This window comes from Microbacterium kyungheense (assembly GCF_006783905.1).
GTDB lineage: Bacteria > Actinomycetota > Actinomycetes > Actinomycetales > Microbacteriaceae > Microbacterium > Microbacterium kyungheense.
Window position 1 is genome coordinate 1,024,600 of sequence record NZ_VFPE01000001.1, and the last position, 24,405, is coordinate 1,049,004.

The 24,405-nt window shown below is 71.3% G+C and carries 24 protein-coding genes, 1 tRNA gene and 1 riboswitch; of the genes, 16 read left to right on the forward strand and 9 right to left on the reverse strand.

Annotation, left to right across the window (positions count from 1 at the left end; all coding sequences use genetic code 11):
• The first annotated feature begins 18 nt into the window (after window positions 1-18).
• Both FB391_RS04480 and FB391_RS04485 read left to right on the forward strand, forming a co-directional pair.
• Window positions 19-495 carry an SIP domain-containing protein gene (locus tag FB391_RS04480; RefSeq protein ID WP_141893052.1) on the forward strand — a complete coding sequence of 159 codons (477 nt, stop codon included), beginning with the start codon at window positions 19-21 and terminating at the stop codon, window positions 493-495.
• 55 nt (window positions 496-550) lie between these two features.
• Window positions 551-1,129, forward strand: coding sequence for a hypothetical protein (locus tag FB391_RS04485; protein WP_141893053.1), 579 nt, complete (start codon window positions 551-553; stop codon window positions 1,127-1,129).
• Between the two features lies 1 nt (window position 1,130).
• On the opposite strand, the gene FB391_RS04490 is transcribed toward FB391_RS04485, so the two are convergent.
• The 4 genes from FB391_RS04490 to FB391_RS04505 all read right to left on the reverse strand — a co-directional run bounded on the left by FB391_RS04490 (window position 1,131) and on the right by FB391_RS04505 (window position 5,370).
• Window positions 1,131-1,589, reverse strand: coding sequence for a Fe-S oxidoreductase (locus FB391_RS04490; protein ID WP_185842939.1), 459 nt, complete (start codon window positions 1,587-1,589; stop codon window positions 1,131-1,133).
• Window positions 1,586-2,422, reverse strand: a complete 837-nt coding sequence (locus FB391_RS04495; protein WP_141893054.1) for an arginase family protein — start codon at window positions 2,420-2,422, stop codon at window positions 1,586-1,588. Before FB391_RS04495 ends, FB391_RS04490 begins: the two co-directional genes overlap by 4 nt.
• Window positions 2,423-2,545: 123 nt before the next feature.
• Window positions 2,546-3,286 (reverse strand): PspA/IM30 family protein, encoded by a 741-nt coding sequence (locus FB391_RS04500; protein WP_141893055.1) that lies wholly within the window; start codon window positions 3,284-3,286, stop codon window positions 2,546-2,548.
• A 65-nt stretch (window positions 3,287-3,351) separates the two neighbouring features.
• Window positions 3,352-5,370: a TPM domain-containing protein gene (locus FB391_RS04505; RefSeq protein ID WP_141893056.1), complete on the reverse strand. Its 2,019-nt coding sequence runs from the start codon at window positions 5,368-5,370 to the stop codon at window positions 3,352-3,354.
• Between the two features lie 173 nt (window positions 5,371-5,543).
• Here FB391_RS04505 and FB391_RS04510 point away from each other — a divergent pair, with 173 nt between their 5' ends.
• The 7 genes from FB391_RS04510 (at window position 5,544) to FB391_RS04540 (ending at window position 13,048) form a co-directional block, all read left to right on the forward strand.
• Complete coding sequence (locus FB391_RS04510; protein ID WP_141893057.1) at window positions 5,544-6,386, forward strand: DUF3097 family protein; 843 nt, start codon at window positions 5,544-5,546, stop codon at window positions 6,384-6,386.
• 131 nt (window positions 6,387-6,517) lie between these two features.
• A complete protein-coding gene (trmB, locus tag FB391_RS04515) occupies window positions 6,518-7,183 on the forward strand; it encodes a tRNA (guanosine(46)-N7)-methyltransferase TrmB (protein WP_246093384.1) in 666 nt (221 codons plus the stop codon).
• A 107-nt stretch (window positions 7,184-7,290) separates the two neighbouring features.
• Window positions 7,291-8,505, forward strand: coding sequence for an MFS transporter (locus FB391_RS04520; protein ID WP_246093385.1), 1,215 nt, complete (start codon window positions 7,291-7,293; stop codon window positions 8,503-8,505).
• A 21-nt stretch (window positions 8,506-8,526) separates the two neighbouring features.
• Entirely contained in the window at window positions 8,527-9,432 is a 906-nt protein-coding gene (locus FB391_RS04525; protein ID WP_141893059.1) for a CPBP family intramembrane glutamic endopeptidase, read from the forward strand.
• Window positions 9,433-9,475: 43 nt separating this feature from the next.
• Window positions 9,476-9,540: riboswitch (guanidine-III (ykkC-III) riboswitch) on the forward strand.
• Between the two features lie 10 nt (window positions 9,541-9,550).
• Window positions 9,551-9,871: a DMT family transporter gene (locus FB391_RS04530; RefSeq protein ID WP_141893060.1), complete on the forward strand. Its 321-nt coding sequence runs from the start codon at window positions 9,551-9,553 to the stop codon at window positions 9,869-9,871.
• Between the two features lie 116 nt (window positions 9,872-9,987).
• Window positions 9,988-11,262, forward strand: a complete 1,275-nt coding sequence (locus FB391_RS04535; protein ID WP_141893061.1) for an ion channel protein — start codon at window positions 9,988-9,990, stop codon at window positions 11,260-11,262.
• Window positions 11,263-11,389: 127 nt separating this feature from the next.
• Window positions 11,390-13,048 (forward strand): SulP family inorganic anion transporter, encoded by a 1,659-nt coding sequence (locus tag FB391_RS04540; protein WP_141893062.1) that lies wholly within the window; start codon window positions 11,390-11,392, stop codon window positions 13,046-13,048.
• A 12-nt stretch (window positions 13,049-13,060) separates the two neighbouring features.
• Here the strand turns inward: FB391_RS04540 and FB391_RS04545 are convergent, their stop codons facing one another.
• From FB391_RS04545 to FB391_RS04565, 5 genes are all read right to left on the reverse strand, one after another.
• Window positions 13,061-13,333 (reverse strand): hypothetical protein, encoded by a 273-nt coding sequence (locus tag FB391_RS04545; protein WP_141893063.1) that lies wholly within the window; start codon window positions 13,331-13,333, stop codon window positions 13,061-13,063.
• Between the two features lie 83 nt (window positions 13,334-13,416).
• Window positions 13,417-13,752, reverse strand: a complete 336-nt coding sequence (locus FB391_RS04550) for a DUF7882 family protein (RefSeq protein WP_141893064.1) — start codon at window positions 13,750-13,752, stop codon at window positions 13,417-13,419.
• Window positions 13,753-13,902: 150 nt separating this feature from the next.
• Window positions 13,903-14,577, reverse strand: coding sequence for a DUF6766 family protein (locus FB391_RS04555; protein WP_141893065.1), 675 nt, complete (start codon window positions 14,575-14,577; stop codon window positions 13,903-13,905).
• Between the two features lie 248 nt (window positions 14,578-14,825).
• Window positions 14,826-14,898, reverse strand: a tRNA-Arg gene (locus FB391_RS04560).
• A 44-nt stretch (window positions 14,899-14,942) separates the two neighbouring features.
• Window positions 14,943-15,743 carry an SGNH/GDSL hydrolase family protein gene (locus FB391_RS04565; protein WP_246093353.1) on the reverse strand — a complete coding sequence of 267 codons (801 nt, stop codon included), beginning with the start codon at window positions 15,741-15,743 and terminating at the stop codon, window positions 14,943-14,945.
• 161 nt (window positions 15,744-15,904) lie between these two features.
• Here FB391_RS04565 and FB391_RS04570 point away from each other — a divergent pair, with 161 nt between their 5' ends.
• The 7 genes from FB391_RS04570 (at window position 15,905) to thrB (ending at window position 24,373) form a co-directional block, all read left to right on the forward strand.
• Window positions 15,905-16,771, forward strand: coding sequence for a transglutaminase-like domain-containing protein (locus FB391_RS04570; RefSeq protein ID WP_141893067.1), 867 nt, complete (start codon window positions 15,905-15,907; stop codon window positions 16,769-16,771).
• Window positions 16,772-16,809: 38 nt separating this feature from the next.
• A complete protein-coding gene (locus FB391_RS04575; RefSeq protein WP_141893068.1) occupies window positions 16,810-18,477 on the forward strand; it encodes an arginine--tRNA ligase in 1,668 nt (555 codons plus the stop codon).
• A gap of 3 nt (window positions 18,478-18,480) precedes the next feature.
• Window positions 18,481-19,314, forward strand: a complete 834-nt coding sequence (locus FB391_RS04580) for an LmeA family phospholipid-binding protein (protein ID WP_141893069.1) — start codon at window positions 18,481-18,483, stop codon at window positions 19,312-19,314.
• Between the two features lie 185 nt (window positions 19,315-19,499).
• Complete coding sequence (lysA, locus tag FB391_RS04585) at window positions 19,500-20,987, forward strand: diaminopimelate decarboxylase (protein ID WP_141893070.1); 1,488 nt, start codon at window positions 19,500-19,502, stop codon at window positions 20,985-20,987.
• Window positions 20,984-22,297, forward strand: a complete 1,314-nt coding sequence (locus FB391_RS04590; protein WP_141893071.1) for a homoserine dehydrogenase — start codon at window positions 20,984-20,986, stop codon at window positions 22,295-22,297. The genes lysA and FB391_RS04590 overlap by 4 nt, the downstream gene beginning before the upstream one ends.
• Window positions 22,298-22,328: 31 nt before the next feature.
• Window positions 22,329-23,417 carry a threonine synthase gene (gene thrC, locus FB391_RS04595; RefSeq protein ID WP_141893072.1) on the forward strand — a complete coding sequence of 363 codons (1,089 nt, stop codon included), beginning with the start codon at window positions 22,329-22,331 and terminating at the stop codon, window positions 23,415-23,417.
• A complete protein-coding gene (gene thrB, locus FB391_RS04600; RefSeq protein ID WP_141893073.1) occupies window positions 23,414-24,373 on the forward strand; it encodes a homoserine kinase in 960 nt (319 codons plus the stop codon). The genes thrC and thrB overlap by 4 nt, the downstream gene beginning before the upstream one ends.
• Window positions 24,374-24,405: the final 32 nt, after the last annotated feature.

A 24,405-nucleotide genomic window follows, 5' to 3' on the forward strand; every position in this document is an offset into this window, starting at 1 on the left:
GGGTATTCTGAAGGAGCCATGCCCCACACCACCTCGCCGCAGCCTGCCGTGCACAACGCCTCCGCGTGCCGTTCGTCGCGCCACTCGCGCGTGCAGCACCTGATCACGGCCGACGAGTCGTCGCTGGCCGAGCTCGAGGCGGTGCTGGCGACCCTGCCCATCTGCTCGACGGGCCGCGTCTTCGTCGAGATCCCGGATGCCTCGTGGCAGGCCGAGATCGTCGCGCCGAGCCGCATGGTCGTGACGTGGCTCGACCGCTCGCAGCGCTCGGGCGCCCCGGGCACGGGACGCGGCTGCGCATCCGGCGAGGCGCTCACGCGCGCCGTGACCGCGTGGGCCGACGAGATGCTGTGCGCGGAGGACGACCAGACGCGCATCCACCTGCTGGGCGGCTACCTCGGGACGGCCGACATCGTCGACCACCTGGTGGGGATGGGCATCCGCACCGAATCGATCCACGCTCCGGAGCAGTACGGCCTGACGACCGCGCGCTGAAGTCTCGGCGCCCCGCGCTCGCGCCGGGTCGGCGCGCCTCGGTACAGTCATGCGCATGACGCAGACCGCCGCCGTGCCCGCCGCTCCTCCCGCCGTCGATCCGCGCGACCTGCGCATGCCGGTGTGGGTGGTCGTGTGGCTGACGATCTCGGCGGTGATCCAGACGTACGACGCCTGCTACGTGCTGCTCGGGCCGCTGTCGCACGCCGGCGGCCCGCTCGCCGGGTTCTGGCCAGGACACGTGTTCTACGGCACGTTCGACCACCGGTACGGCCAGTTCGACGCCTTCGGCAGCGCGCAGAGCTGGGCGAACCTCATCGAGGTCGTCTTCATCGTGTGGGCGCTGCTGCGTGCGAAGAAGTGGTCCGGCGTCGTCATCGGCCTCATCGTGACGGTGGCGACGTTCTGGAAGACCGTCATCTACTTCCTCGTCGAGGCCTCCAGCGGGCTGGAGATGACGCGGCAGTCGCTCGAGCGCGGCGATCTCGTCGGCTTCCTGATGGTCGCCGTCCTGCCGAACTTGTTCTGGATCGTCTTCCCGCTCGCCGTCGTCATCGCCCTCGGGCGCCAGGTGCACCGCGTGGGGCGTGCGGCCGCCGCGTCGGTCGTGGTGCCGGCGGCGGAGGCGGTCTGACTCAGGCCGCGCCGCGCGGCACGTAGTTGCCGTCTGCGAGCCCGGCCTCGATCTCGAACCTGTTGCGCAGCGGGTCGCGCCCGGCGAACAGGTACAGCACCGGCATCAGGAAGCCGTAGCGCTGCCACTGCCGCTTGTGCACGGCCTCGTGGCGCAGCAGCGCCGAGGTGAGCGGGCCGTCGCCGGTGAGGAAGCACGCGCCCACGCACGACCCGCCGCGCGGGAACGTCCACCGCGGCATGCCGCGGAACACCCACAGTCCTTCGCGCTGCTCGACGCGGCCGACGCTCCACAGCGAGCCCCACACCCAGCCGACGGTGCAGCCGTACCAGTACCCGACCCGGCTGATCGGCGAGTCGAGCAGGAACGGCGGGATCAGCCGGTCGATGCGGCGGCCGCGGATGACGGCGCGCTCGGCGGCGGCGCGCCAGCCGGCGGGCGGCGTCGGGATCGGGCTCACGCGAGTGCGCCGATCACGCGCAGGATCGCGCCGAGGTCGTCGGTCGCAGCGTCGAGCGACGCGGGGGAGTAGCCGGCGAGGGATGCTCCCACCAGCGGCACCCGCGCGCGCAGCGCCGAGACGGCCGCCGTGAGCTCGGCCACCGTCACGCCGAACGGCTCGGGGTGCGCGTTGCCGGCGATCTCGGCCGGATCGAGCGCGTCGATGTCGACGTGGACGTACACCGCCTCGGCGCCGGTGGCGAGCACGGCGTCGGCGAGGGCCTCGGTGTCGCGCAGCGCCTCGACCGTGAGGGCCGAGATGCCGCGTTCGGCGACGACGTCGAGCTCGGGGTCGTCGAACGACCGGGCCCCGCCCACGACGACCCGGTCTGCGGCGATCGTGCCCGCGGGCAGCGACAGACCGGGGTCGCCGTCGCCGATGACGGCGCGCAGCACCATGCCGGCGAACGCGCCCGACGGCGACGACGCGGGCGAGTTGAGGTCGGGGTGAGCGTCGATCCACACCACCGCGAGTCCCGGTGCGCGCTGCGCCGCGTGCGCGATGGGGGCGAGGGCGATGCCGCAGTCGCCCCCGATCGTCAGCACGGCCTCGTCGGGGGCGGCGGCGTGGTGCGCCTCGAGGGCGTCGGCGACGAGCCCGTGCACGCGCTGCAGGGCTGAGAGGCGATGGATGCCGCTGCCCAGCGACTCCCCGGCCTCCATCGGCACCTCCAGCACCGTGGTGGCGGACCGCGGCAGATCTCCCGCGATCGCCTGCGCGCCGTCGATGAGCTGCATCGCGCGTGACGAAGGGCTTCCCTGCCACTGCGGGACCACGAGGTATCGCGTCATCCCCTCATCTTCGCGCACCGTCCGGCCGCCGGCATCCGATCGGAGCACGCCCACGGCGAACGGCGCCGGGCATGCGAGAGGCGCCGGGCCCCTGCGGACCCGGCGCCCCTCGGCGTGGAACGGTTACTGCCCGATCGCGGCCTGCGACGGCGAGCCGCCGGTCTTCAGCGCGGCCAGGCGAGCCTCGACCTCGGTGAGCTCGCCCACGTCTTCGAGCGCGTTGAACTGCGCGTCGAGAGTGGATGCCGCCAGCTCCTGCTTTCCGGCGGCGAGAGCCTCCTGGCGACGCACCTTGTCTTCGAACCGGCCGAGCTCGCTCGTCGGGTCGAGCACGTCGATCGACTTGACGGCGTCGTGCACCTTGTTCTGGGCCTCGGCGGTCTTGGCGCGGGCGAGCAGCTCGGAGCGCTTGGACTTCAGCTGCTCCAGCTTCTGCTTCATGCCGTTCAGGCCCTCTTTGAGCTTGTCGACGACCTCGTTCTGGGTCGCGATCGTCGGCGCGATCGCCTTCGCCTCGTTCTCTTCCGAGATCTGGCGCTGCAGCGCGATCTTCGCGAGGTTGTCGAACTTGTCGGCGTCGGCGGTGTTGCCGGCCGCGCGCAGCTCGTCGGCCTTGCGGCTGGCTGCGAGCGCCTTGTTGCCCCACTCGGCGGCCGCCTGGACGTCCTCCTGGTGATCGCGCTCGAGCAGGCGCAGGTTGCCGATCGTCTCGGCCACCGCCGACTCGGCGTCGGCGATGGAGTTGGTGAAATCGCGCACCAGCTGGTCGAGCATCTTCTGCGGGTCCTCGGCGGAGTCGAGGAGCGCATTGATGTTCGCCTTCATGAGGGTCGAGATGCGACCGAAGATGGACTGCTTCGCCATCGGTTTTCCTTTCATCGGACTTCAGGTCAGGTCAGTGTGGTCGGGAGTCGTGGACGGATGCCGGTTCAGAAGCGGCCACCTCCTCGGCGTGCTCGGGTGCCCCCGCCGCCGAAGCTGCCGGGGCGCATGCCGCCGCCGCCTCCGCCGCCGAACATCCCGCCGAGGCCGCCGGATGAGCGCCCGCGGCCACCGCCGCCTCCGCTCAGCAGCGAGTTGATGACGATGCCGCCGAGGACGGCGCCGAGCATGCCGTTGTTGCCGCCTCCGCCGCCTCCGCCGCCGAACATGCCGCCGTCGCCGCCGAAGGAGCCGACGTCGTTCTGGGCGAGCTGAATCGCCTGCGCCGCGAGCTGGTCGGCGCGCTGCGCCTGCTGCATCGCCTGCTGCGGATCCGAGGACTGCAGGGCCTGGGCGCGGGCGAGCGAGGCACCGGCCTCGGCGAGCCGCGTGCGCGCGTCGGCGCCGACGGCTCCGCGACGGGCGGTGATGTAGTCCTCGGCGGCGGACACCTGCGCCTGCGCCTGCATCATGACCTGCCCGACCATCTGACGCGCGCGGTCGGCCTGGACGGCGGCATCGCGGATGCCCTTCATCAGCGCGTCGATCTGCTCGTTCGCCGCCTCGAGCGTCTGGAGGGCGACCAGGGGCCGTTTGGCGCCGCCGACGAGCTGGGCGCGCGCGGTCTCGAGCTGCTGCTTCGTGGCGGCGACGACGCTCGCCACGCGCCCGTCGGCGTCGGGAAGTGCGGACGCCGCGGCGATGTCGGCCTCGAGCTCCGTCACGAGGGCTGCGGCGTTGCGCTCGCCGGCGGCGAGGTCGTCGGCGAGCTTGTCGATCGCGTTCTCGAGCAGCGTCGCCTGGCCGACGGCCTCTTCGGCGGCACGGATGCCGACGGCGGCCTCGCCGCCATCACCGGCGCCGATCGCGGCCTGTGCGGCCGTCAGCTGCTGGTCGGCGAACGTCAGCCGCTGCTGCGCCTGGGCGGGGTTGTCGGCGACCGTCGCCAGCGCCTCGGGGGCGTACGACCCCTGCAGCTCGCGCAGACGCGTGGTGGCCTGATCGAGGGATGCCGCCGCCTTGGTCCGTTCGTCCTGCACGCGTCGCAGCGCCTCGGGGGCGTTCTGCTCCAGCTTGCGCAGCTCGTCGAACGCGGCCGCCTTCTCATCGAGCAGGGCGTTGGCGGCCTCGCACAGCGCGATGATCCGCTCATTCCAGGCGCGGGTGTCTTCGGGCGAGTCGGGCACCTCGTCGTCGAGCTTCTGCTTGAGGCCGAACGCCTCGTCGAGCCCCTTCTGGGCGGTCGCCATGGCCGCCTCGAACTCGGTGGTGGCGGCATCGCCGAACTGCGCCTTGGCGAAGCCGAGCTCCTGCGCGCTGGTCTTCAGGGCGTCGTCGGTCTCGACGAGCAGCGACGAGGCGCGCCGCTGCAGCTCTTCGATGCTCACCGGCGGGGCGCCGGCGGGGCCGGCCGTGACCGCGCCCTTCCTGCGGCGGCGCAGGAACATCACCAGCAGGACGATCGCGACTCCGACGACGACGATCACCAGCAGCCACGTGAGCCACGACGAGCCGCCGCCGGAGGCGTCGGAGCCCGCGGCGCCGGAGCCGCCGCCCTGGGCGTCGGTGAGGCCGTCGGCTGCCGCGTCGACGGCGCCCAGCCAGTCGTCCTGGCTCAGCGCCGGCTGGATGCGGGTCTGCTCGATCGCGTCGAGCTGCTCGCCCGTGACGGGCCCCGAGGAATCGCCGGAGAGGTAGTACTGGCGGCCCTCGGTGGCGACCGCGAGGAGGTACTGCGTCGTGCCCAGGCCGTTGTCTTCGGCGGTCTGGTTCGCCCAGTCCGCGGAGTTCGACGGATCGGTGAACTCGTCGACGTAGACGACCCACAGGTCGAGCCCGGTCTCGCTCTTCAGCTGCTCGAGGCGGGCCTGAGCCGAGGCCTCTTCGCTCGACGACAGCACGCCGGCGTCGTCGAGCACGTAGCCGGTGCCCAGGGTGACGGGGGCCGTGGCCGCCGCCGCTCCGCCGACCGCCGTGACCGCGACAACCGCAGCAGACACGAGCGCTGCAGCCCATCGCAGACGCATCGAAACCCCCTTCGGGACCGGGTCCCCTTTGGGCGAGTCTATTCAGCCGCCCGGACGAGGCGGTAGCGGAGGGGCCGCTCCCAGGTGTGTGTTCGCCGAGAACGTACGTCCGGCCGGGTCGCTCGCCGGCCGAGGCCGCGCGACCGGGTAGCCTTTCGCCTTCGGAGGAGACGATGGACGATCGCTACGGCGCCGACGTGCTGGCCACGGGGTGGAAGGGCCACGGGGTGCGCGAGCTGCCCCGGGTGGCGGCATCCCGCGATCTCGTGGTGGAGGTCGCCGACGACGGCTTCTGCGGAGCGGTGGTGCACGTCGCGGGAGGCATGGTCGAGCTGGAGGACCGCCGCGGCCGGCGGCGGCTGTTCCCCCTGGGCGCCGGCTTTCTCATCGACGGCCGCGACGTCGTGCTGGGGCCGCCAGCGGCCGCACCGGTCGCGAAGGCGCCGCAGCGCACCGCGTCCGGGTCCTTCGCCGCCCCCGACGCCCGCGCGCGGACGGCGCGGGCGAGCCGCATCCTCGTCGAGGGCCGCCACGACGCCGAGCTCGTCGAGAAGGTGTGGGGCGACGATCTGCGCGCCGAAGGCGTCGTCGTCGAGTACCTGCAGGGCATTGACCTGCTCGACGCCGCGCTGAACGAGGAGCCGCCGTCGGCCGCCCGCCGCTACGGCGTGCTGGTCGACCACCTCGTGCCCGGGTCGAAGGAGTCCCGCATCGCCGACGCGATCGGCCGCGGCCGCCACGGCGCACACGTGCTGATCGTCGGGCATCCGTGGATCGACGTGTGGCAGTGCGTCACACCGCGCGCGATGGGCATCGAACGGTGGCCCGAAGTGCCGCGCGGCATCGAGTTCAAGGTCGGCGTGTGCCGCGCGCTCGGCTGGCCCGCGCGCGACCAGGCCGACCTCGCACGCGCCTGGCAGCGCATCCTCGCCAGCGTGAAGAGCTATCGCGACCTCGAGCCCGCGTTCCTCGGCCGCGTCGAGCAGCTCATCGACTTCGTCACGTCGCCGGCCTGAGGATCGTGGATGCCGCAACCGGCGTCGGACGTCCTCGGTAGCCTGGAGGGGTGACCGAAGCCGCCACGCCGTCCCCCGAACCCCGCACCTACCGCGACAGGCCGGTGTCGTTCGTGCGCCGCAGCGGCCGCATGTCCGAGGCGCAGGAGCGCGCCTGGACCGAGCTCGCGCCGCAGTACGTGCTCGAATCGCCCCGCGACCTCGCGTCGACCAGCATCCGTCCCGGATCGGCGATCGACCCCGCCGCGGTGTGGGGGCGCGCCGCGCCGCTCGTCGTCGAGATCGGCTCGGGGCAGGGGCATGCGATCGTGCATGCCGCGACGTCGCGGCCCGACACCGACTTCCTGGCCATCGAGGTGTTCCGCGCCGGGCTTGCGCGCACCATGCTCGACGCCGACCGTGCCGGCGCGCGCAACCTGCGGCTGGTCGAGGCGAACGCGCCCGAGGTGCTGCAGCACCTGCTGCCGGCGGCATCCGTCGACGAGCTGTGGGTCTTCTTCCCCGACCCGTGGCACAAGACCAAGCACAACAAGCGCCGACTGGTGACGCCCGAGTTCGCGGCTCTCGCGGCCGTCGCACTCAAGGACGACGGCGTGCTGCGGCTGGCGACCGACTGGGAGGACTACGCGCTGCAGATGCGCGAGGTCATGTCGGTCGCACCCGACTTCTCCGCGACGTTCGAGGGGGAGTGGGCGCCTCGTTTCGACGGCCGCGTGCTGACCGCGTTCGAGCGCAAGGGCGCCGCAAAGGGCCGGGACATCCGCGACCTCTCGTACCGCCGCGCCCCGAGGACATGAGCGGCACGCCCGGACCGGTGACGGGGCCGGTCCCGGAGGCCGAGCCCGGTACGACGCGCCGCGACCCGTGGCGCTTCGTGAGGCCGCTGTCGCACCGCGACTTCCGCATGCTGTTCGGCGCCGTCGTGCTGTCGATCTTCGGCGCGGGCATGTGGGCGGTGGTCATGGTCTACACCGTGATCGGCGCGGGCGGCGGCCCCGTCGAGCTGTCGATCGTCGCGGCCGCCAACGCCGTCGGGCTGCTCGCCTGCGCGATCCCGGGCGGCATCGCCGCCGACCGCATCCCGCGTCGCCTCATCCTGCGGGTCGTGGAGCTGCTCAACCTCGTCGCGATCACCTCGGTCGCCGTCGCCGGCGCGTTCGGGGTCGTGACGATCCCGCATCTGACGATCGTCGCGTTCGTGCTCGGCGCCGGAGCGGGGTTCTTCTTCCCCGCGTACAGCGCGATCCTGCCGCGCATCCTGCCGCCGGCGCAGCTGCTGGCCGCCAACGGCCTGGAGGGGGCGATCCGCCCCGCACTGCAGCAGGCCGCCGGGCCGGCCGCCGCCGGCGTCATCGTCGCGGCCGTTCTGGCGCCCGCGCACGCGGCGTGGGGCGTCGTCGCGGCGCACGCGCTCGCCCTCGTGCTGCTGCTGTTCGTGCGTCCCGAGCCGGCTGCCGACACGGATGCGTCCCGCGAGGCGCCCGAGGGGGTCCGCGGCGTGCTGCACGACCTGCGCGAGGCGGTCGGCTTCACGGTCCGCACGCCGTGGCTGCTGTGGACGCTGCTGTTCGCGACGGGGTGGGTGCTGGTGTTCCTCGGCCCCGAGGAGGTGCTCCTGCCCTTCGTGACGCGCGACCGCGTCGGCGAGGACCCGCGGCTGTTCGGCTTCCTCCTCGCGATCTACGGCATCGGCGGCGTGCTGGGCTCCATCGTGGTGTCGTCTCGCCGGCTGCCGCGGCGGTACCTCACCGTGATGATGGGCGTGTGGGGCGTCAGCACGCTGCCGTTCGCCGTCGTGGGCATCACGCACGAGTACTGGCTGATGGCCGTGTGCCTGTTCCTCGTCGGCTTCGGCTTCAGCTACGGCAACGTGATCTGGGGCACGCTCCTGCAGCGGCGCGTGCCGCGGCACATGCTGGGGCGCATCTCGAGTCTGGACTTCTTCGTGTCGCTCGCCCTCATGCCGCTGTCGATGGCGCTGGCAGGACCCCTCGCGGCGGTCGTGCCGATCGAGGCGATCTTCATCGCCGCGGGCGTGATCCCGCTGATCCTCGGCGCGATCGCCTACGTCGTCGCGCGCATGCACAGGGACGAGCTCGCCCACCCGCTCGACCACTGAGACGCCCGCAGGAGCCCGCGCATGCCCGCACATCCCGACGCCGCACCGGTCGTCGTCCCGACCGCGTGGTCGTGGCGGCTCGCCCCGGCGCTCGTGGTCTGCCTGGCCGCCCCCGCGTTCTTCGTGCTGCGGATCCCGTGGCTCGGCTGGGTGCTGCTGGCGGTCGGCCTGGCGTTCGCGTTCGTGCTGGGGCGGAAGGATGCCGCCGCCCGGCCGGCCCCCGTCGCCCCGGGTGCCGGGGCGGGTGCGGCCGCCGGCATCCGGCCGCCCTCGCTCACGCGCGACTTGTCGCTCATCGCGGCGGGGCTGCTGGTGGTGAGTGCGATCTCGCTGAAGGCCGAGCTCGACGACCTCGCGATGCTGCGGTTCGCCCTGGCGCTCGGGGGAGCGGTCGCGGTGCCGTACGTGCTGTCGCGCTGGGTCTACCGCGATCGTGCCATCCGGTTCCCGTGGCGGGGCGGCGGACGATGGACGACGTTCCAGTGGGTGTGGCTGGCGGCGGTGCTGCTGCTCGGCTGGCTGATCCTGCCCTTCTACTTCATCACCTCGGGCGTCTACCTCAACTGGCCGGTGGTCGACACCCCCGAGCTCATCGCCCGCCTGTTCGTCGGCGTGGGCGCCGTCGGCATCTGGGACGAGCTGTTCTTCATCTGCACGTGCTTCGCGCTGCTGCGTCGGCACTTCCCGTTCTGGCAGGCGAACGTCCTGCAGGCGGTCGTGTTCGTCTCTTTCCTGTGGGAGCTCGGCTACCAGGCGTGGGGGCCGTTGCTCACGATCCCCTTCGCCCTGCTGCAGGGCTTCATCTTCATGAAGACGCGCTCGCTGACCTACGTCGTGACGGTGCACCTGCTGTTCGACGCCGTGGTGTTCCTCGTGCTCGTGCACGCCCACAACCCAGGCCTGCTCGACGGCCTCTTCCTCGTCTGACCCGGCTGCCCAGGCGGTGCCCAGGGCCCTCGGGTAGGGTGGGGCGCAGACCCCGACAGGGTCTCCGGACGAGGGATCAGTACCCGGTGAGCGACAAGACTGGCCAGGAGGCACAGTCATGTCGTGGGTCATCCTCATCCTCTCGGGCGTGCTCGAGGCCGTGTGGGCCACCGCGCTCGGCAAGTCCGAGGGCTTCACGAAGCTCTGGCCGAGCGTCGTCTTCGGCGTCGCGCTCGTCGCCAGCATGGGCGGTCTTGCGTGGGCCATGCGCGACATCTCCACCGGCACCGCCTATGCGGTGTGGGTCGGCATCGGCGCCTCGCTCACCGTGGCGTACGCCATGATCACCGGCGCCGAGCCGTTCTCGATCGTCAAGCTGCTGCTCATCCTGGGGCTGGTCGGCTGCGTCGCGGGCCTCAAGCTCGTCGGTCACGAGTAAGGGTCCCGGGCGGGGCCGGTTCACGGCATCCTGGGCTCGACGCGACGCCTGCGCGCCGTGCGCGCAGGCCGTCGCGGCGGTGCGCCATGATGGGGGCGTCGTCGAGAGGATCCGGGATGCCCTCCACCAGCGCCGCCGCGTCACCCAGTGTGAAGAGTCTTCTCATCATGTCGGTCCCCGCGGTGCTCATCGGCGTCGCGTCGGCCGTGATGCTGTGGCTGCTCGACACCGTGTCGGGGTGGCTGCAGGACGTGCTGTGGACGACCATGCCCGCGTGGTTCGGGGCGACCGAGGCGACGCCGTGGTGGATCTTCACCGTGCTGACGCTCACCGGCCTGCTCGTCGGTGTGGTGGTGTGGCTGGTGCCCGGCCACGCCGGCCCCGATTCGGCGACGACGAGCCTGGTGGATGCCCCACCACCGCTCACCACACTGCCGAGCATCCTGCTCGCCGTGGTGATCGGCCTGGCGGGCGGCGTCAGCCTCGGACCCGAGAACCCGATCATCGCGGTCAACGCCGGGATCGCGGTCGCAGCGATGGCGCGGTTCTCGACGGCGGTGCCGCCGACGCTCGTGGTGATGCTGGCGTCGTCGGCGACGATCGGTGCGCTGTTCGGCACCCCGGTGGCCGCGGCGCTCGTGTTCACCGGCGCGGTCGCCGCCGCCAAGGGCGGCGGTGAGCTCTGGGACAAGCTGTTCCTCCCGGTGGCCGCCGCCGGCGCGGGAGCCGTCACGATGCACCTGCTGGGTGGCAGCTCGATCTCGTTCCAGATGACGCCGATCGGGCAGGCAGACGGCCTCATGCTGCTCGAGGGCGTGCTCGTGGCGGCCGTGTCGGCGGCCGTCGGCATCGCCGCGGCCTGGGCGCTGCCTCTCGCGCACCGGCTGTTCCATGCGTTGCGCCATCCCGTGCTGATCAGCTTCGCCGGTGGCGTCGTGCTCGGCGTGCTGGGCATCGTCGGCGGTCCGATGACGCTGTTCAAGGGGCTCGACCAGACGGCGATGCTGATCACGGACCCCGGCGACTACACCGCGGGGCAGCTCGCGCTGTTCGCCGGCGTGAAGGTCGTCGCCCTCGTCGTCGCGGCGGCCGCCGGCTTCCGCGGCGGCCGGATCTTCCCCGCCGTCTTCGTGGGGGTGGCTCTCGGTCTGCTCGCGCACGCGCTGCTGCCCGGCATCCCGATCTCGCTCGCGGTCGCGTGCGGGACACTCGGCATCGTGCTGGTCGCGACGCGCGACGGCTGGATCGCGATCTTCGTCGGCGCGGCGCTGGTGAGCGACCCGATCGTGCTGCCGATGCTGTGCCTCATCGTGCTGCCCATCTGGCTCGTCGTCATGAAGGCGCCCGAGCTGATCGTCACGAAGAGAGCGGTTGCGACGCCCGCGACGTGATGTGCGCGAACCTCGGCCCGGGCGCGGACACTGCGCACGAAAGAAGGGCGATGAGGCGGCGCCACCGATAGGTTCGTCGCAGACCTGGAGGACCCGGACGAAGGGCCCGGAGACGAAGGAGGGGGCCGTGCAACGACCACTGGCCGGGCTCAGCCGACACAACATCGGCCGTGAGCTGCTCGCAGGCGTGACATTGGTCGCGATCGCCATTCCCCTCAACATCGGCTACGCGCAGATCGCCGGCCTCCCGCCGACGGCGGGGCTCTACGCACTGATCGTCCCCACGCTCGTCTACGCGCTGGTGGTGTCGTCGCGCCAGCTGGTGCTCTCGCCGGACGCCGCGGCGGCGGCGCTCGTCGCCTCATCACTGGGCGGACTGGCCACGGCGGGGAGCGCGGACTACTCGACGCTCGCCCTCGCGCAGGCGATCATCTGCGGCGTCATGTTCCTGCTGATGTCGGTCTTCAAGCTCGGGTTTCTCGCGAACTTCCTCTCCAAGCCGATCCTCGTCGGATTCGTCGGGGGACTGGCCCTCGACATCCTGGTCAGCCAGATCGCGAAGATGCTCGGCGTCAAGATCGACTCGGGGGGCGAGTTCGTCGACAAGGTCGGCGGCCTGGTCGCGGGACTCGGCACCGTCAACCTCTGGTCTCTGGTGATCTCGGCCGCGTCGGTCGCGGTGCTGATGATCGGAGCACGCTTCCTCAAGGCGGTGCCGTGGGCGCTGGTCGTCCTCGTCATCTCGACGGTCGCCGTCGTGGTGGCCGAGCTCGACAAGCAGGGCGTCGACGTCCTCGGCGATGTGCCGGCAGGACCGCCGACGCTCACGTGGCCGATCATCGACTGGACGATGTGGCTCGCGCTCATCCCTTCGGCGATCGCGCTCACGCTCGTGACCACCGCCGAGGGGCTGCTGGTCTCGCGGTCGTACGGCGAGAAGCACGGGTATCCGTTCCACGCCAACCGCGACCTGTTCGCGTTCGGCCTGGGCAACATCGTGGCGGGGACGCAGGCCAGCTTCGCGATGGGCTCGTCCACGTCGCGCACGGCCGCGATGGATTCCGCCGGCTCCCGCACGCAGCTGCCGTCGATCGTGCTCGCCGTCGGCACGCTGCTGCTCCTGCTGTTCGGCACCGCGCTCCTCGCCGACATCCCCTCGCCCGCCATCGGGGCCGTCGTGGGGGTGGCCGTCCTGCCGCTGCTGGGCATCAAGGAGTTCCGTCAGCTGTGGAAGCAGGACCGCTTCGAGTTCGCGGTCGGCGCCGTGTGCTTCGTCGTGACGCTCTTCGTGGGGGCGATCCCGGGCATCGTCGTGGCATTCGTGCTCGCCCTCATCAACCTGGCCAAGCGGGCCGCGAACCCCGCGATCGACGTGCTCGAGTCGGACGGCGACCCCAAGGAGTCCCTTCTGGACGAGGCCACGACCGGCGAGAGCACCGCACCGGGTGTCGTCGTGGTCCGTCTCGCGGCCCCGCTCTTCTTCGCGAACGGCGCCGTGTTCACCTCGGCCGTCAAGAAGGCGGTGACCGAGGCGTCCGATCCGGTCCACCATGTCGTCATCGACCTCGAGGCGGTCAGCGACATCGACGTCACCGGCGCCGAGGCGTTCGCCGCGTTGGAGGAGTGGCTGACATCGCAGGGGGTGTCGCTGGCATTCAGCCGGGCACGTCCACGCACCACGGCTCGCCTCAAGGAGCTCGGTCTCCTGTCGGACCAGACCTTCTACGCCACCAACCGCGCCGCCGTGACGGCCCTCACCCAAGCTCTTGCAAAGGGCGACGGCTGAGGAGGCCCGCCGTCATCCCAGCACCGGCGGTCCGCCGTTCGACCACACCCCGTCGGCACTCGGATCTCCGATCTCTTCGGGCGTCTCGGGGATGGGCACGATCGCCAGCGGCACGCCCGGAGTGATCATCAGGTACGCGGTGCGCATCATGCCTTCGCCGTCGTTGACCTCCAGCCAGTGCGTACCGCCCATGAGTCCGACCTCCACCTCCTGCCGGAGGTCCTCGAGACGGCGCCCGCCCACGCTGTAGTGCTCCCCGCCGTAGTAGATGTCGATTCGCTTCATTCCGGCTCCCGTCGCTGTCGCGGGCCATTGCACTCCGCCGCGGGCGCGTGGCGAAGCTCCTTGACAAAGGCGGACGGTGCTGCCTATGGGAGCTCGTGGTCGGCCACGAGCTCTTCCGTCGCCTGGGCCGGCTCCGGCACGAGGTACAGCCCGGACTGCGAGTTGGCAGTGTAGGCCAGCGCGTCGATCCACGCCGGATTGAGCTGCGGCTTGCGGCTCCCGTAGAACTTGTACACAAGCGCGCAGCCGGGGTGGAGCCAGACCGTCGTCCGCCCGTCGCCGATGCTGGCGTCGTCGCGCCACGTGAAGTGGAAGGGCTCGCCTCGCCGGAGCTTGTTGCCGATCACGAGCTGCAGATGCGCAAGTGTCCGGTCGTCGAAGTCGACTTTTATCGTCCCTTCGTAGATCAGTTTGCCCATGTGGTTCCTCCGCCCAGAGGCTCCGGCGAACGAGCGGTGGGGGCCGCCAGGAGAAGATCGCCGATCGCCTCTGCAGCCATGGTCCTCCCCGAGCAAACCGCTGTCACCCTGTTGACTAGTGGACCCGGATGTGGTGCGCGCGGCATCCGCTCACTCGCTCGCCACCGCCGACTCCTCGTGCGGCGCACCCACCGGCTTGGACTCGCTGGACCCCCGTTGCCGCAGGAAGATCGACAGCGCGATCATGCAGCCGACGGCGAGGAACTCGGACTGCCAGTTCTGCAGCGTCCGGTTCCAGAAGTCCGGTGTGCCGAGGTACTCGACCCACGACATCGGCGGCATCCCGTGCTCGGCGTTCTCGGAGTTCGCCACGACCGTGCCTGCCAGCGACTGCGCCAGCCACGACAGCACGAACACCGTTCCCATCACGATCAGCAGCGAGTTGGAGAAGAGTGTGCGACGGATGCCGCGCGCCCGCGCCCACTCCGGCGAATCGGGGCGCGCGTGCTCGCCGACGAGCTGTTCCTGGTCGGTGCCGATGCCCTCGTCGCCCGGCTTCTTGGACTCGGGAGAGCCGCGCTGGATGAACCAGATCGTCGCGGCGATGAACAGGAAGAACTGCAGGAACTCGGACTGCCAGTTCTCGGCGACGTCGACGACGAACTCGGACGACGTCACGAACGCGCCGAACGCGATGACGGGCTGGCCGTGCTGCTGCAGCTGCTCGTTGTTCTCGAGGTATCCGGCGACCGACTGCCCGGCGAGGGCGAGGACGAAGAGGATGCCGAACGCGATGCTCAGCCCGTTGTCACGGATGGTGCGCATGGCTCACCTCCCCATCAGCGGGATCGCGATCATGTAGGCCAGGCCGACGGCGAGCACCCCGATCCACGACCAGAACACGACCGCCTGGTCCCGTGTGACGTCGTCGTCGTCCATGACGTCCCCTTCCTGCGTTGCCGACACACGCCATCGTGCGCGGCGCATGCGCGCAAGGGAATCGGCTTGACATGGCGCTCGACGCCCATGCATGCGAGAAGGCCGGTCCTTGCGGACCGGCCTTCTCGCGTCTGTGCCCCCGACAGGAATCGAACCTGCGACCTTTGGTACCGGAAACCAACGCTCTATCCCCTGAGCTACGGAGGCGTGCCGATCGAGATTACCATCCCGCGGCGCGGGTCCCCGCCAGGTCAGGGGGCGTCGGCGGCGACGGCGGGCTGCTGCTCGAGGCGTTCGAGGTCGTCGGCGAGGCGCTGCGCGAGATAGGCGTGGCCTGACGTCGTGGGGTGGTTGCGTCCGATGGGCCCGGTGTCGATCACGTCGAGGTAGTTGGCCTCGGCGATCCAGTCCTCGGCGATCGGCGAGATGTACCACCAGCCGCGCGCCGCGGCGAGCTGTGCCAGATCGGCGTCGATCGCGCGGGTCGCCTTCTCGACCGGGAGCACCTGCGGCGCCGGCCCGAGGATCACGATCTCGGCCTCGGGGTAGAGGGCGTGCAGGGCGTCCCACGCCGACGTGACGGCATCCCGATAACCGGCCGGGTACGCGCGACGGTCGTTGATCGACCCCTCGACGATCACGACGTCGGGGTCGAGCTCGGGGTCCAGGGCGGCGATGCGCTCGCCGTACGCCGGACCGTCGATGCCGGGCTTGAGGTAGCCGCTGCCGCGCACGCCGTCGACGATCGTCTCCACGCCCAGTTCGTCGGCGAGCCGGTATGCGAAGCCCTCGGTCGGCACGGTCGCCGCCGACCCGTACACCCACGAGTCGCCGAACACGAGCACACGCGCATCGTCATCGATCACCAGGGGAGCGAGAGGGGCGGATGCCACGACCCCTGCACCGTCGTCGGCCGCAGTCGCCGGAACCGCCGGTTCGGCGGTGCCCCACGGGCGTACGACGGCCACCGCGCACACCGCGGCGACGGCCAGCGCGGCACCCGCCAGCGGGAGCCACAACCGCCGTCCGCGGAAGCGACCGGGTGCGTGCATGCACAGAGGGTACGTCACGATGGCGCGAACCTTCGCATCGGGTCGTGACCGGGAGAAAACGCCCAGCCGGCAGCCGCGGTCGACGCCGGCGTCTGCGCGGACTCGGCGGCCCCTTGTCAACCCCGTCCGAACCCGCCATCGCGGCATGCGAGGATACTTCGGTGCAACGCGTCGTGACCGCTCAGATGGACCTCGAACTGGGGGCCTCCGTCGACCTCATCCTGCAGCTGGCGACGGCCCAGGGCGTGCCGGTGTCGAACGAGTCGCTGACCTTCACGCAGGGCGATCGCGTGTACACGCCGACCGAGATCGTCGACCAGCAGGGGAGCCGGCTGCACCGCCTCACGGGCGAGCCCGGACGCCTAGAAGTCCGCTACGAGGCGACGGTCGACGGGCAGGCCGCGGCAGGCCGGACCAGTGACCTCGAGGCCATCACCTACCTGCGGCCGAGCCGCTACGCGCAGTCCGACGAGGTGTTCCAGCAGGCGCGCCGGCAGTTCAGGGGGCTCTCGGGCCACGATCTCATCGCCGCGGTGTCGGAGTTCGTCTCGACGAGCACCACCTACACCCCGGGTCTCAGCCACGGCACCGACAGCGCCGTCACGACCCTCATGACCGGTCAGGGCGTGTGTCGCGACTACGCGCACGTGGTCATCGCGCTGCTGCGCGCGATGGACATGCCCGCCCGGTACGCCGCCTGCTATGCGCCGGGCCTGCGCCCGATGGACTTCCACGCGGTGGCCGAGGCGTACCTCGACGGGGCCTGGTACGTCATCGACGCGACCCGGCTTGCGAATCGCAGCGGGCTCGTGCGCATCGCGACGGGACGGGATGCCGCCGACTGCGCGTTCCTCAGCTACTACGGCGGCTACGTCGGCCTCAAGCGCCTGCACGTGGACGCGTGGGTCGTGCCCGACGCCGTCACGCTCGACGGCCTGGAGACGCTGCCGGGGATGACGGGCGAGGCCCTGCCGCCGGCATCCGATCCCTCACTCGACGACTTCGGCGCTCTGGTCCAGATAGCCTGATCGGGCTTGCGAAGCGGGCCAACTAGACTTGTCGGTCTATGAATCCTGAAGCCCTCTCCGCCGCCCTGCTCGCCGTCGTCGCCCCGCTCGCCGAGGCGCGACGACCTGGTGCGGCCGACGGACTGACCGCCGCCGACCTGGTGCTCGAGCGGCCGAAGAACCGGGATCACGGCGACTGGGCCTCGAACGCCGCGCTCAAGCTGGCCAAGGCGGTCGGCGCGAATCCGCGCGAGTTCGCCGCCGAGATCGCCGAAGGCCTCGCGCAGGTCGAGGGCGTCGCGGGCGTCGAGGTCGCGGGGCCGGGCTTCATCAACATCCGGCTGGATGCCGCAGCCGCCGGCGCACTGGCCAAGACCATCGTCGACGCCGGTGCGGCGTTCGGCACGAACGACTCGCAGCGCGGCAACACCATCAACCTCGAATTCGTGAGTGCGAATCCGACGGGTCCGATGCACATCGGCCACACCCGGTGGGCGGCGCTCGGTGACTCGATGGCGCGCCTGCTGCTCGCCAGTGGTGCGACGCTGGTGCGCGAGTTCTACGTCAACGACGCCGGCGCGCAGATGGAGCGCTTCGGCCGTTCCGTGCTGGCCGCAGCCAAGGGCGAGCCGACGCCGGAGGACGGGTATCCGGGGTCGTACATCGACGTCCTCGCCCGGCGCGTGCTCGCCGCGCAGCCCGATCTGCTGTCGCTGCCGGCGGACGAGCAGCTCCTCGTCGCGCGCGACCGCGCCTATGAGCTGCAGCTCGGCGACCTGCAGGCGTCGCTGGAGAAGTTCAACGTTCACTTCGACGTGTTCTTCAGCGAGCGGACGCTGCACGCCGAGGGCGCGAACGGCGAGCCGAGCCTCGTCGACGAAGCCGTCGACCGCCTGCGCGAGCAGGGTCACGTGTTCGACGACGAGGGTGCGGTGTGGGTGCGCACCACCGACTTCGGTGACGACAAGGACCGCGTGATCCGTCGCTCCAACGGCGAGTACACCTACTTCGCCGCGGATGCCGCGTACTACCTCAACAAGGGCGACCGCGGCTTCGCGCACAAGATCTACCTGCTCGGCGCCGATCACCACGGCTACGTGCACCGCCTGAAGGCGCTCGCGGGCGCTGCGGGCGACGACCCCGAGAAGGACATCGAGGTGCTCATCGGGCAGCTCGTGTCGGTCAACGGCGCACGCCTGTCCAAGCGCGCCGGCAACATCATCGAGCTCGACGACCTGCGCGAGTGGCTCGGCACGGACGCGCTGCGGTACTCGCTCGCGCGGTACCCCGCCGACTCGCCGCTGACGCTCGACCCCGAGATCCTGCGTAAGCGCACCAACGACAACCCGGTGTTCTACGTGCAGTACGCGCACGCGCGCACCCACAACGTCGGCCGCAACGCCGCCGCCTCCGGCGTGGACCGTTCCGAGTTCGCGCCCGAGCTGCTCACGCACGAGACCGAGTCGGCGCTGCTGGGGGCGCTGCAGGAGTTCCCCCGCATCGTGGCCTTCGCCGCCGAGGTGCGCGAACCGCACCGTGTCGCGCGGTACCTCGAGGAGCTCGCGGGCCTCTACCACCGCTGGTACGACAACTGCCGGGTGATCCCGCTCGGTGACGAGCCCATCGAGGCGGTGCACCGCACGCGTCTGTGGCTCAACGACGCCACCGGCCAGGTGCTGCGCAACGGGCTCGACCTGCTGGGCGTCGCGGCGCCGGAACGGATGTAGCGCATGAGCACGGCCGACTCGCAGCCGACCCTGCCCCTGCCCGACGGCATGGTTCCCGCCGACGGCCCGGGCGAGCCGCGCCGTCACCGGGTCTGGCCGTGGATCGTGGGCTTCGCCATCGTGGCGGTGCTGGCGGTCGGGGCGTGGTTCGCAGCGGAGGCCATCGCCCGGCAGATCGTGACGGGCGTCGTGCAGGATCAGGTGCGCACGCAGCTGTCGCTGCCGGCGGACCAGCAGATCGACGTCGAGATCGCCGGCGCCGTGCTGCCGCAGCTCATCGGCGGCACCCTCGACGACCTCACCGTCTCGTCCGACGACGTTCCGCTGGGCGACACGGGGGTCACCGGCGACGTCACCGTGAACGCGCGCGGCATCCCGGTCCGCGGCGAGCCCACTCTGAGCGGTGCCACCGCGGAGGTCGCGCTCGACGAGCAGCAGCTGCAGACGCTCCTGGCGTCGATCGACGGCTTCCCCGCCGACACGGTGGGCCTCGCGGCCCCGAACGTCACGATGACCCTCGACCTGTCGCTGTTCGGCGTGCAGATCCCGATCGGGGTGGCGCTGACGCCCTCGGCGGCAGACGGCGACATCGTGCTGACGCCGGCATCGTTCCAGCTCGGCCAGTCCGAGGTGGGCGCCGACGCGCTGCGTGCGCAGTTCGGCGACCTTGCAGACACCGTGCTGCGGGACTGGAACGTGTGCATCGCGGACCGGCTGCCCGCCGGCGCGACGCTCACCGGAGTCGAGGTCGACGGCAGCAGCCTCGTGGCGGACTTCGACGTCGACGGCCGCATCGCCACCGACCCCGCGCTGCAGCAGGACGGCACGTGCGCGTGAGCGCCCGCCGCCGGGCGTCATACGGCGCGGGGCCGGCGAGCCGTGTGCCCTAGACTTCTAGCACTGCCTGGCGCCGGTCTCACTGCACACTCGTGACACCCGGGCCGCGGCATCCGCAGGTTCTGTCTCGCCCGACCGAAAGCGTCGGACCTGCAAGCGTCGAAGCTCCCACCGATTGGTCCACAGTGTCCGCCGACCCGCATACCCGCTCCGTCGCTCCCGCATGGCTGCAGCGCCCCGCCCAGGCGAACGGGCTCGCCCCGGCCGTGTGGCCCGAGACCGCTGAACGCGGTGCCGACGGCGTGCTCGAACTGGGCGGCATCCGGGCGACGACGCTGCGCGAGCGCTTCGGGACCCCGCTGTACGTGGTCGACGAGGACGAGGTGCGTCGCACCGCCCGCCGCACCCTCGAGGCGTTCCGCGCCGCAGCGGCGCTGCACGGTGCGCAGGCGCGCGTCTACTACGCCGGCAAGGCGTTCCTCACCACCGAGGTCGTGCGCTGGGTCACCGAAGAGGGACTCGCCGTCGACGTCTGCAGCGGGGGAGAGCTGGCTGTCGCCCTCGCGGCCGGCGCGGACCCGTCGCGCCTGGGTTTCCACGGCAACAACAAGTCCGTCGCCGAGCTCGAGCGCGCCGTCGAGGTCGGCATCGGTTCGATCGTCATCGACAGTCTCATCGAGATCGAGCGGCTCGCGGCCATCGTGGCGCGCCGCGGTGTGACCCAGGCCGTGCTGCTGCGCGTCAACAGCGGCGTTCACGCCGAGACCCACGACTTCCTCGCGACGGCCCACGAGGATCAGAAGTTCGGCTTCACGCTGCAGGATGCCCCCGCCGCCGTCGCCCGCATCCGCGAGCTGGCGGGGCTCGAGTTCATCGGGCTGCACTGCCACATCGGCTCGCAGATCTTCGGCACGGCCGGGTTCGAGGAGTCCGCGTCCCGGCTCGTCGAGCTGCACGCCGAACTGCGTGAGGGCGGCGAGCTGCCCGTCCTCAACCTCGGCGGCGGCTTCGGCATCGCCTACACCTCCGTCGACGACCCGACGCCGATCGAGGCGCTCGCGGTCGGCATCGCCGAGGCCGTGGCACGGCAGTGCGAGGTGCGCGGCATCCCGATGCCGAACCTGGCGTTCGAACCCGGACGCGCGATCGTGGGTCGCGGGGGAGTCACGCTGTACGAGGTCGGCACGATCAAGCCGGTCGCGCTCGACAGCGGCGACACGCGCCTGTACGTGAGCGTCGACGGCGGCATGAGCGACAACGCGCGCCCCGCGCTGTACGGCGCGGAGTTCTCGGCGCGCATCGCCTCCCGCACGAGCGATGCCGCACCGGCGCTCGCGCGCGTGGTGGGCAAGCACTGCGAGTCCGGCGACATCGTGGTGGATGCCGAGTACCTGCCGGGCGATGTCGCCCCGGGCGACCTCCTCGCGGTGCCGGCGACGGGGGCGTACTGCTTCTCGCTGTCGAGCAACTACAACTACGTCCCGCGTCCGCCCGTCGTGGCGCTGCGCGGGGGAGAGGCGCGCGTCATCGTGCGCGGCGAGACGATCGACGATCTGCTCGCCCGTGATGCCGGCCTCACCGCAGGAGGCGTCCTTGCGGGCGCATCCGGCGATTCACCGACGGAAGGGAAACCACGCATGCCTGTACTGAGCGAGCGAAGCGAGACGAAGTGACCGACTACCGCCGCCTCCGTGTCGCGCTGCTGGGAGCCGGAGCCGTCGGCTCGCAGGTCGCAGCCCTGCTGCGCCAGCACGCCGACGAGCTCGCCGACCGTGCGGGCGCACGGCTGGAGCTCGCCGGCATCGCGGTGCGCGACATCGACGCCAAGCGCGACGTCGACCTGCCGCGCGAGCTGTTCACCACCGACGCCGAGTCGCTCATCGTGGGCTCCGACATCGTGATCGAGCTGATGGGCGGCATCGAGCCGGCACGCGCCTACCTGCTGCACGCGATCAACTCCGGCGCCGACATCGTGACCGCCAACAAGGCGCTGCTCGCGACGCACGGCCCCGAGATCTTCGATGCGGCCGACCAGGTGGGCGCCGAGGTCTACTACGAGGCGGCAGCCGCCGGTGCGATCCCGATCATCCGCCCGCTGCGCGACTCGCTCGCCGGCGACCGGGTGCAGCGCATCATGGGAATCGTCAACGGCACGACGAACTACATCCTCGACCGCATGGACACCGAGGGCGCCGAGTTCGCCGACGTGCTCGCCAACGCACAGCGCCTGGGCTACGCCGAAGCCGACCCGACGGCCGACGTCGAAGGCTACGACGCCGCGCAGAAAGCCGCGATCCTCGCGAGCCTCGCGTTCCACACCACGGTGCCGCTGGACGCCGTCCACCGCGAGGGCATCACGTCGATCGACAGGTCGATGATGGATGCCGCACGCCACGCCGGCTACGTCATCAAGCTGCTGGCGGTGTGCGAGCGCCTGGTCGAGGCATCCGGCGAGTCCATCTCGGTGCGCGTCTATCCGGCCCTCGTGGACCGCAAGCACCCGTTGGCGAGCGTCCACGGCGCCAACAACGCCGTGTTCGTCCAGGCGGAGGCCGCCGGCAACCTGATGTTCTACGGCGCCGGCGCCGGCGGCGTGCAGACCGCGTCCGCCGTCCTCGGCGATGTGGTGTCGGCCGCTCGCCGCCACATCGCGGGCGGCGTGGGGGTCGGCGAGTCGACGCTCGCGAACCTGCCCATCGTGCCGATCGGCCGCGTCACGACGCGGTACCAGATCACGCTCGAGGTCGACGACCGGCCGGGCGTGCTCGCGACGGTGGCGAGCACCCTGAGCGAGGGGCGCGTGTCGATCGCGACCGTGGAGCAGACCGTCATCACGGCGGGCAACGGCGAGCCCGGTGTGGCGCGCCTCGTCATCGGCACGCACAAGGCGGTCGAACAGGATCTCAGCGACACCGTCGAGCGGCTGGCCGCCAGCGGAGTCGTCGAACGCGTCGTCTCCGTGCTCCGGGTCGAAGGCGATTGAACTTGTCAGTGAGGGTGTGAAGGAGACCGAAATGGCTCATGTTTGGCGCGGAGTCCTCCGCGAGTACGCAGATCGACTGGGCGTGACGGACGCCTCGACGGTGGTCACGCTGGGCGAAGGCGGCACACCGCTGCTGCCCGCGCCCGCGCTGTCGCGCCGCACCGGCACGGACGTGTGGGTGAAGTTCGAGGGCATGAACCCGACCGGCTCGTTCAAGGACCGCGGCATGACCGTCGCGGTGTCGCGCGCGATCGACCACGGCGCCAAGGCCGTCATCTGCGCGTCCACCGGCAACACGTCGGCATCGGCGGCCGCCTACGCGGCGCACGCCGGCATCACCGCCGCGGTGCTCGTCCCCGAGGGCAAGATCGCGATGGGCAAGCTCAGCCAGGCGGTCGCCCACAACGGCCGGCTCATCCAGATCCGCGGAAACTTCGACGACTGCCTCGAGATCGCGCGCGAGCTCGCCGACAACTACCCGGTGCACCTGGTCAACTCCGTCAACCCCGACCGCATCGACGGCCAGAAGACGGCGGCCTACGAGATCGTCGAGCAGCTGGGCGACGCCCCGGACTTCCACTTCATCCCGGTCGGCAACGCGGGCAACTACACCGCGTACACGCGCGGCTACACCGAAGAGGCGCAGGCCGGTGTCTCGACCCGTGTTCCCCGCATGTTCGGCTTCCAGGCGGCGGGCTCGGCGCCGCTCGTGCGCGGCGAGGTCGTGAAGGACCCCGACACCGTCGCGAGCGCCATCCGCATCGGCAACCCGGCCTCGTGGGACCTCGCGATCGACGCCCGGGCGGCGACGGACGGCTACTTCGGCGCCATCGACGACGACCGCATCCTCGCGGCCCAGAAGCTGCTCTCCAGCGAGGTGGGCATCTTCGTCGAGCCGGCATCCGCGATCAGCGTCGCCGGCCTGCTCGACCGCGTCGAGGCCGGCATCGTCCCGCAGGGTTCGCGCGTCGTGCTCACGGTCACCGGACACGGCCTCAAGGACCCGCACTGGGCGCTGCGCAACGCCGACGGCTCGCAGGTCGAGCCGACGGTCGTGGACGCGACCACGTCCGAGGTGGCATCCGTCCTCGAACTCGCCCCCGCGGCGGCCTCGGCGTGAACGCAGCCGTCGTCCCCGCACCAGGACGCCGCGTCCTGGTGCGGGTTCCCGCGACGAGCGCGAACCTCGGCCCGGGCTTCGACACCCTCGGTCTCGCGCTGAGCGTGTACGACGAGCTCGATGTGACGGCACTGCCCGAGGGAGAGCTCGAGATCGAGGTCGAGGGCGCCGGCGCGGCGGACGTCCCGCGCGACGCCTCGCACCTCGTGGTGCGCTCGATCGCGTACGCGTACGAATCCGTGGGACGACGGATGCCAGGCCTCCGCCTGATCGCGCGCAACGTGATCCCGCACGGGCGCGGCCTCGGGTCGTCGGGCGCGGCCGTGGTCTCGGGACTGCTGGCCGCGAAGGGACTGCTCGAGGGCGACGTGGAGTTCGGCCCCGATGCGCTGCTGCGGCTCGCGACCGAGCTCGAGGGTCACCCCGACAACGTGGCGCCTGCGCTGTTCGGCGGACTCACGATTGCGTGGGTCGACGAGGGCGGCCCGCAGCACAAGAAGCTGCTCGTGCACCGCGGTGTCTCGCCGCTCGTCTTCGTGCCCGAGTTCACGATGTCCACCGCGCTGGCGCGCAGCCTGCAGCCCACGCAGGTGCCGCGCGAGGACGCCGTGTTCAACGTGTCGCGGTCGGCGCTGCTGATCGCGGCGCTCACCCAGAGCCCCGAGCTGCTGCAGGCCGCGACCGAGGACAAGCTGCACCAGAACTACCGGGCGAGCGCCATGCCCGAGACCGACAAGCTGGTGCGGGCGCTGCGTGCCGCGGGCTTCGCCGCGGTGGTGTCGGGCGCCGGTCCGAGCGTGCTGGTGCTCGCCGACGGGCCGGGGCGTCGCGTGGAGGCTGCCGCGCTTGCGGCCTCGGCGACGACGGGGGAGGGCGACACCCCGTGGGAGGCGCTCATGCTCGCCGTCGACTTCAAGGGTGGTACAGTGAGGGAGTACGCGGAGGGTTCCACGTAAACCCGTGAATCTGGCCTCCGTCGCAATTCTGC

Excerpts from the sequence above, each read along its gene's own strand:
- FB391_RS04520 (WP_246093385.1), top strand. The coding sequence starts at position 7,291 with ATGCTGTTCGGCGCCGTCGTGCTGTCGATCTTCGGCGCGGGCATGTGG.
- FB391_RS04580 (WP_141893069.1), top strand. The coding sequence starts at position 18,481 with ATGAGCACGGCCGACTCGCAGCCGACCCTGCCCCTGCCCGACGGCATG.
- thrC (WP_141893072.1), top strand. The coding sequence starts at position 22,329 with ATGGCTCATGTTTGGCGCGGAGTCCTCCGCGAGTACGCAGATCGACTG.
- FB391_RS04480 (WP_141893052.1), top strand. The coding sequence starts at position 19 with ATGCCCCACACCACCTCGCCGCAGCCTGCCGTGCACAACGCCTCCGCG.
- FB391_RS04510 (WP_141893057.1), top strand. The coding sequence starts at position 5,544 with ATGGACGATCGCTACGGCGCCGACGTGCTGGCCACGGGGTGGAAGGGC.
- FB391_RS04500 (WP_141893055.1), bottom strand. The coding sequence starts at position 3,286 with ATGGCGAAGCAGTCCATCTTCGGTCGCATCTCGACCCTCATGAAGGCG.
- FB391_RS04530 (WP_141893060.1), top strand. The coding sequence starts at position 9,551 with ATGTCGTGGGTCATCCTCATCCTCTCGGGCGTGCTCGAGGCCGTGTGG.
- FB391_RS04555 (WP_141893065.1), bottom strand. The coding sequence starts at position 14,577 with ATGCGCACCATCCGTGACAACGGGCTGAGCATCGCGTTCGGCATCCTC.
- FB391_RS04575 (WP_141893068.1), top strand. The coding sequence starts at position 16,810 with ATGAATCCTGAAGCCCTCTCCGCCGCCCTGCTCGCCGTCGTCGCCCCG.
- FB391_RS04495 (WP_141893054.1), bottom strand. The coding sequence starts at position 2,422 with ATGACGCGATACCTCGTGGTCCCGCAGTGGCAGGGAAGCCCTTCGTCA.
- FB391_RS04565 (WP_246093353.1), bottom strand. The coding sequence starts at position 15,743 with ATGCACGCACCCGGTCGCTTCCGCGGACGGCGGTTGTGGCTCCCGCTG.
- FB391_RS04525 (WP_141893059.1), top strand. The coding sequence starts at position 8,527 with ATGCCCGCACATCCCGACGCCGCACCGGTCGTCGTCCCGACCGCGTGG.
- FB391_RS04485 (WP_141893053.1), top strand. The coding sequence starts at position 551 with ATGACGCAGACCGCCGCCGTGCCCGCCGCTCCTCCCGCCGTCGATCCG.
- FB391_RS04550 (WP_141893064.1), bottom strand. The coding sequence starts at position 13,752 with ATGGGCAAACTGATCTACGAAGGGACGATAAAAGTCGACTTCGACGAC.
- FB391_RS04505 (WP_141893056.1), bottom strand. The coding sequence starts at position 5,370 with ATGCGTCTGCGATGGGCTGCAGCGCTCGTGTCTGCTGCGGTTGTCGCG.
- FB391_RS04535 (WP_141893061.1), top strand. The coding sequence starts at position 9,988 with ATGCCCTCCACCAGCGCCGCCGCGTCACCCAGTGTGAAGAGTCTTCTC.
- trmB (WP_246093384.1), top strand. The coding sequence starts at position 6,518 with ATGTCCGAGGCGCAGGAGCGCGCCTGGACCGAGCTCGCGCCGCAGTAC.
- FB391_RS04545 (WP_141893063.1), bottom strand. The coding sequence starts at position 13,333 with ATGAAGCGAATCGACATCTACTACGGCGGGGAGCACTACAGCGTGGGC.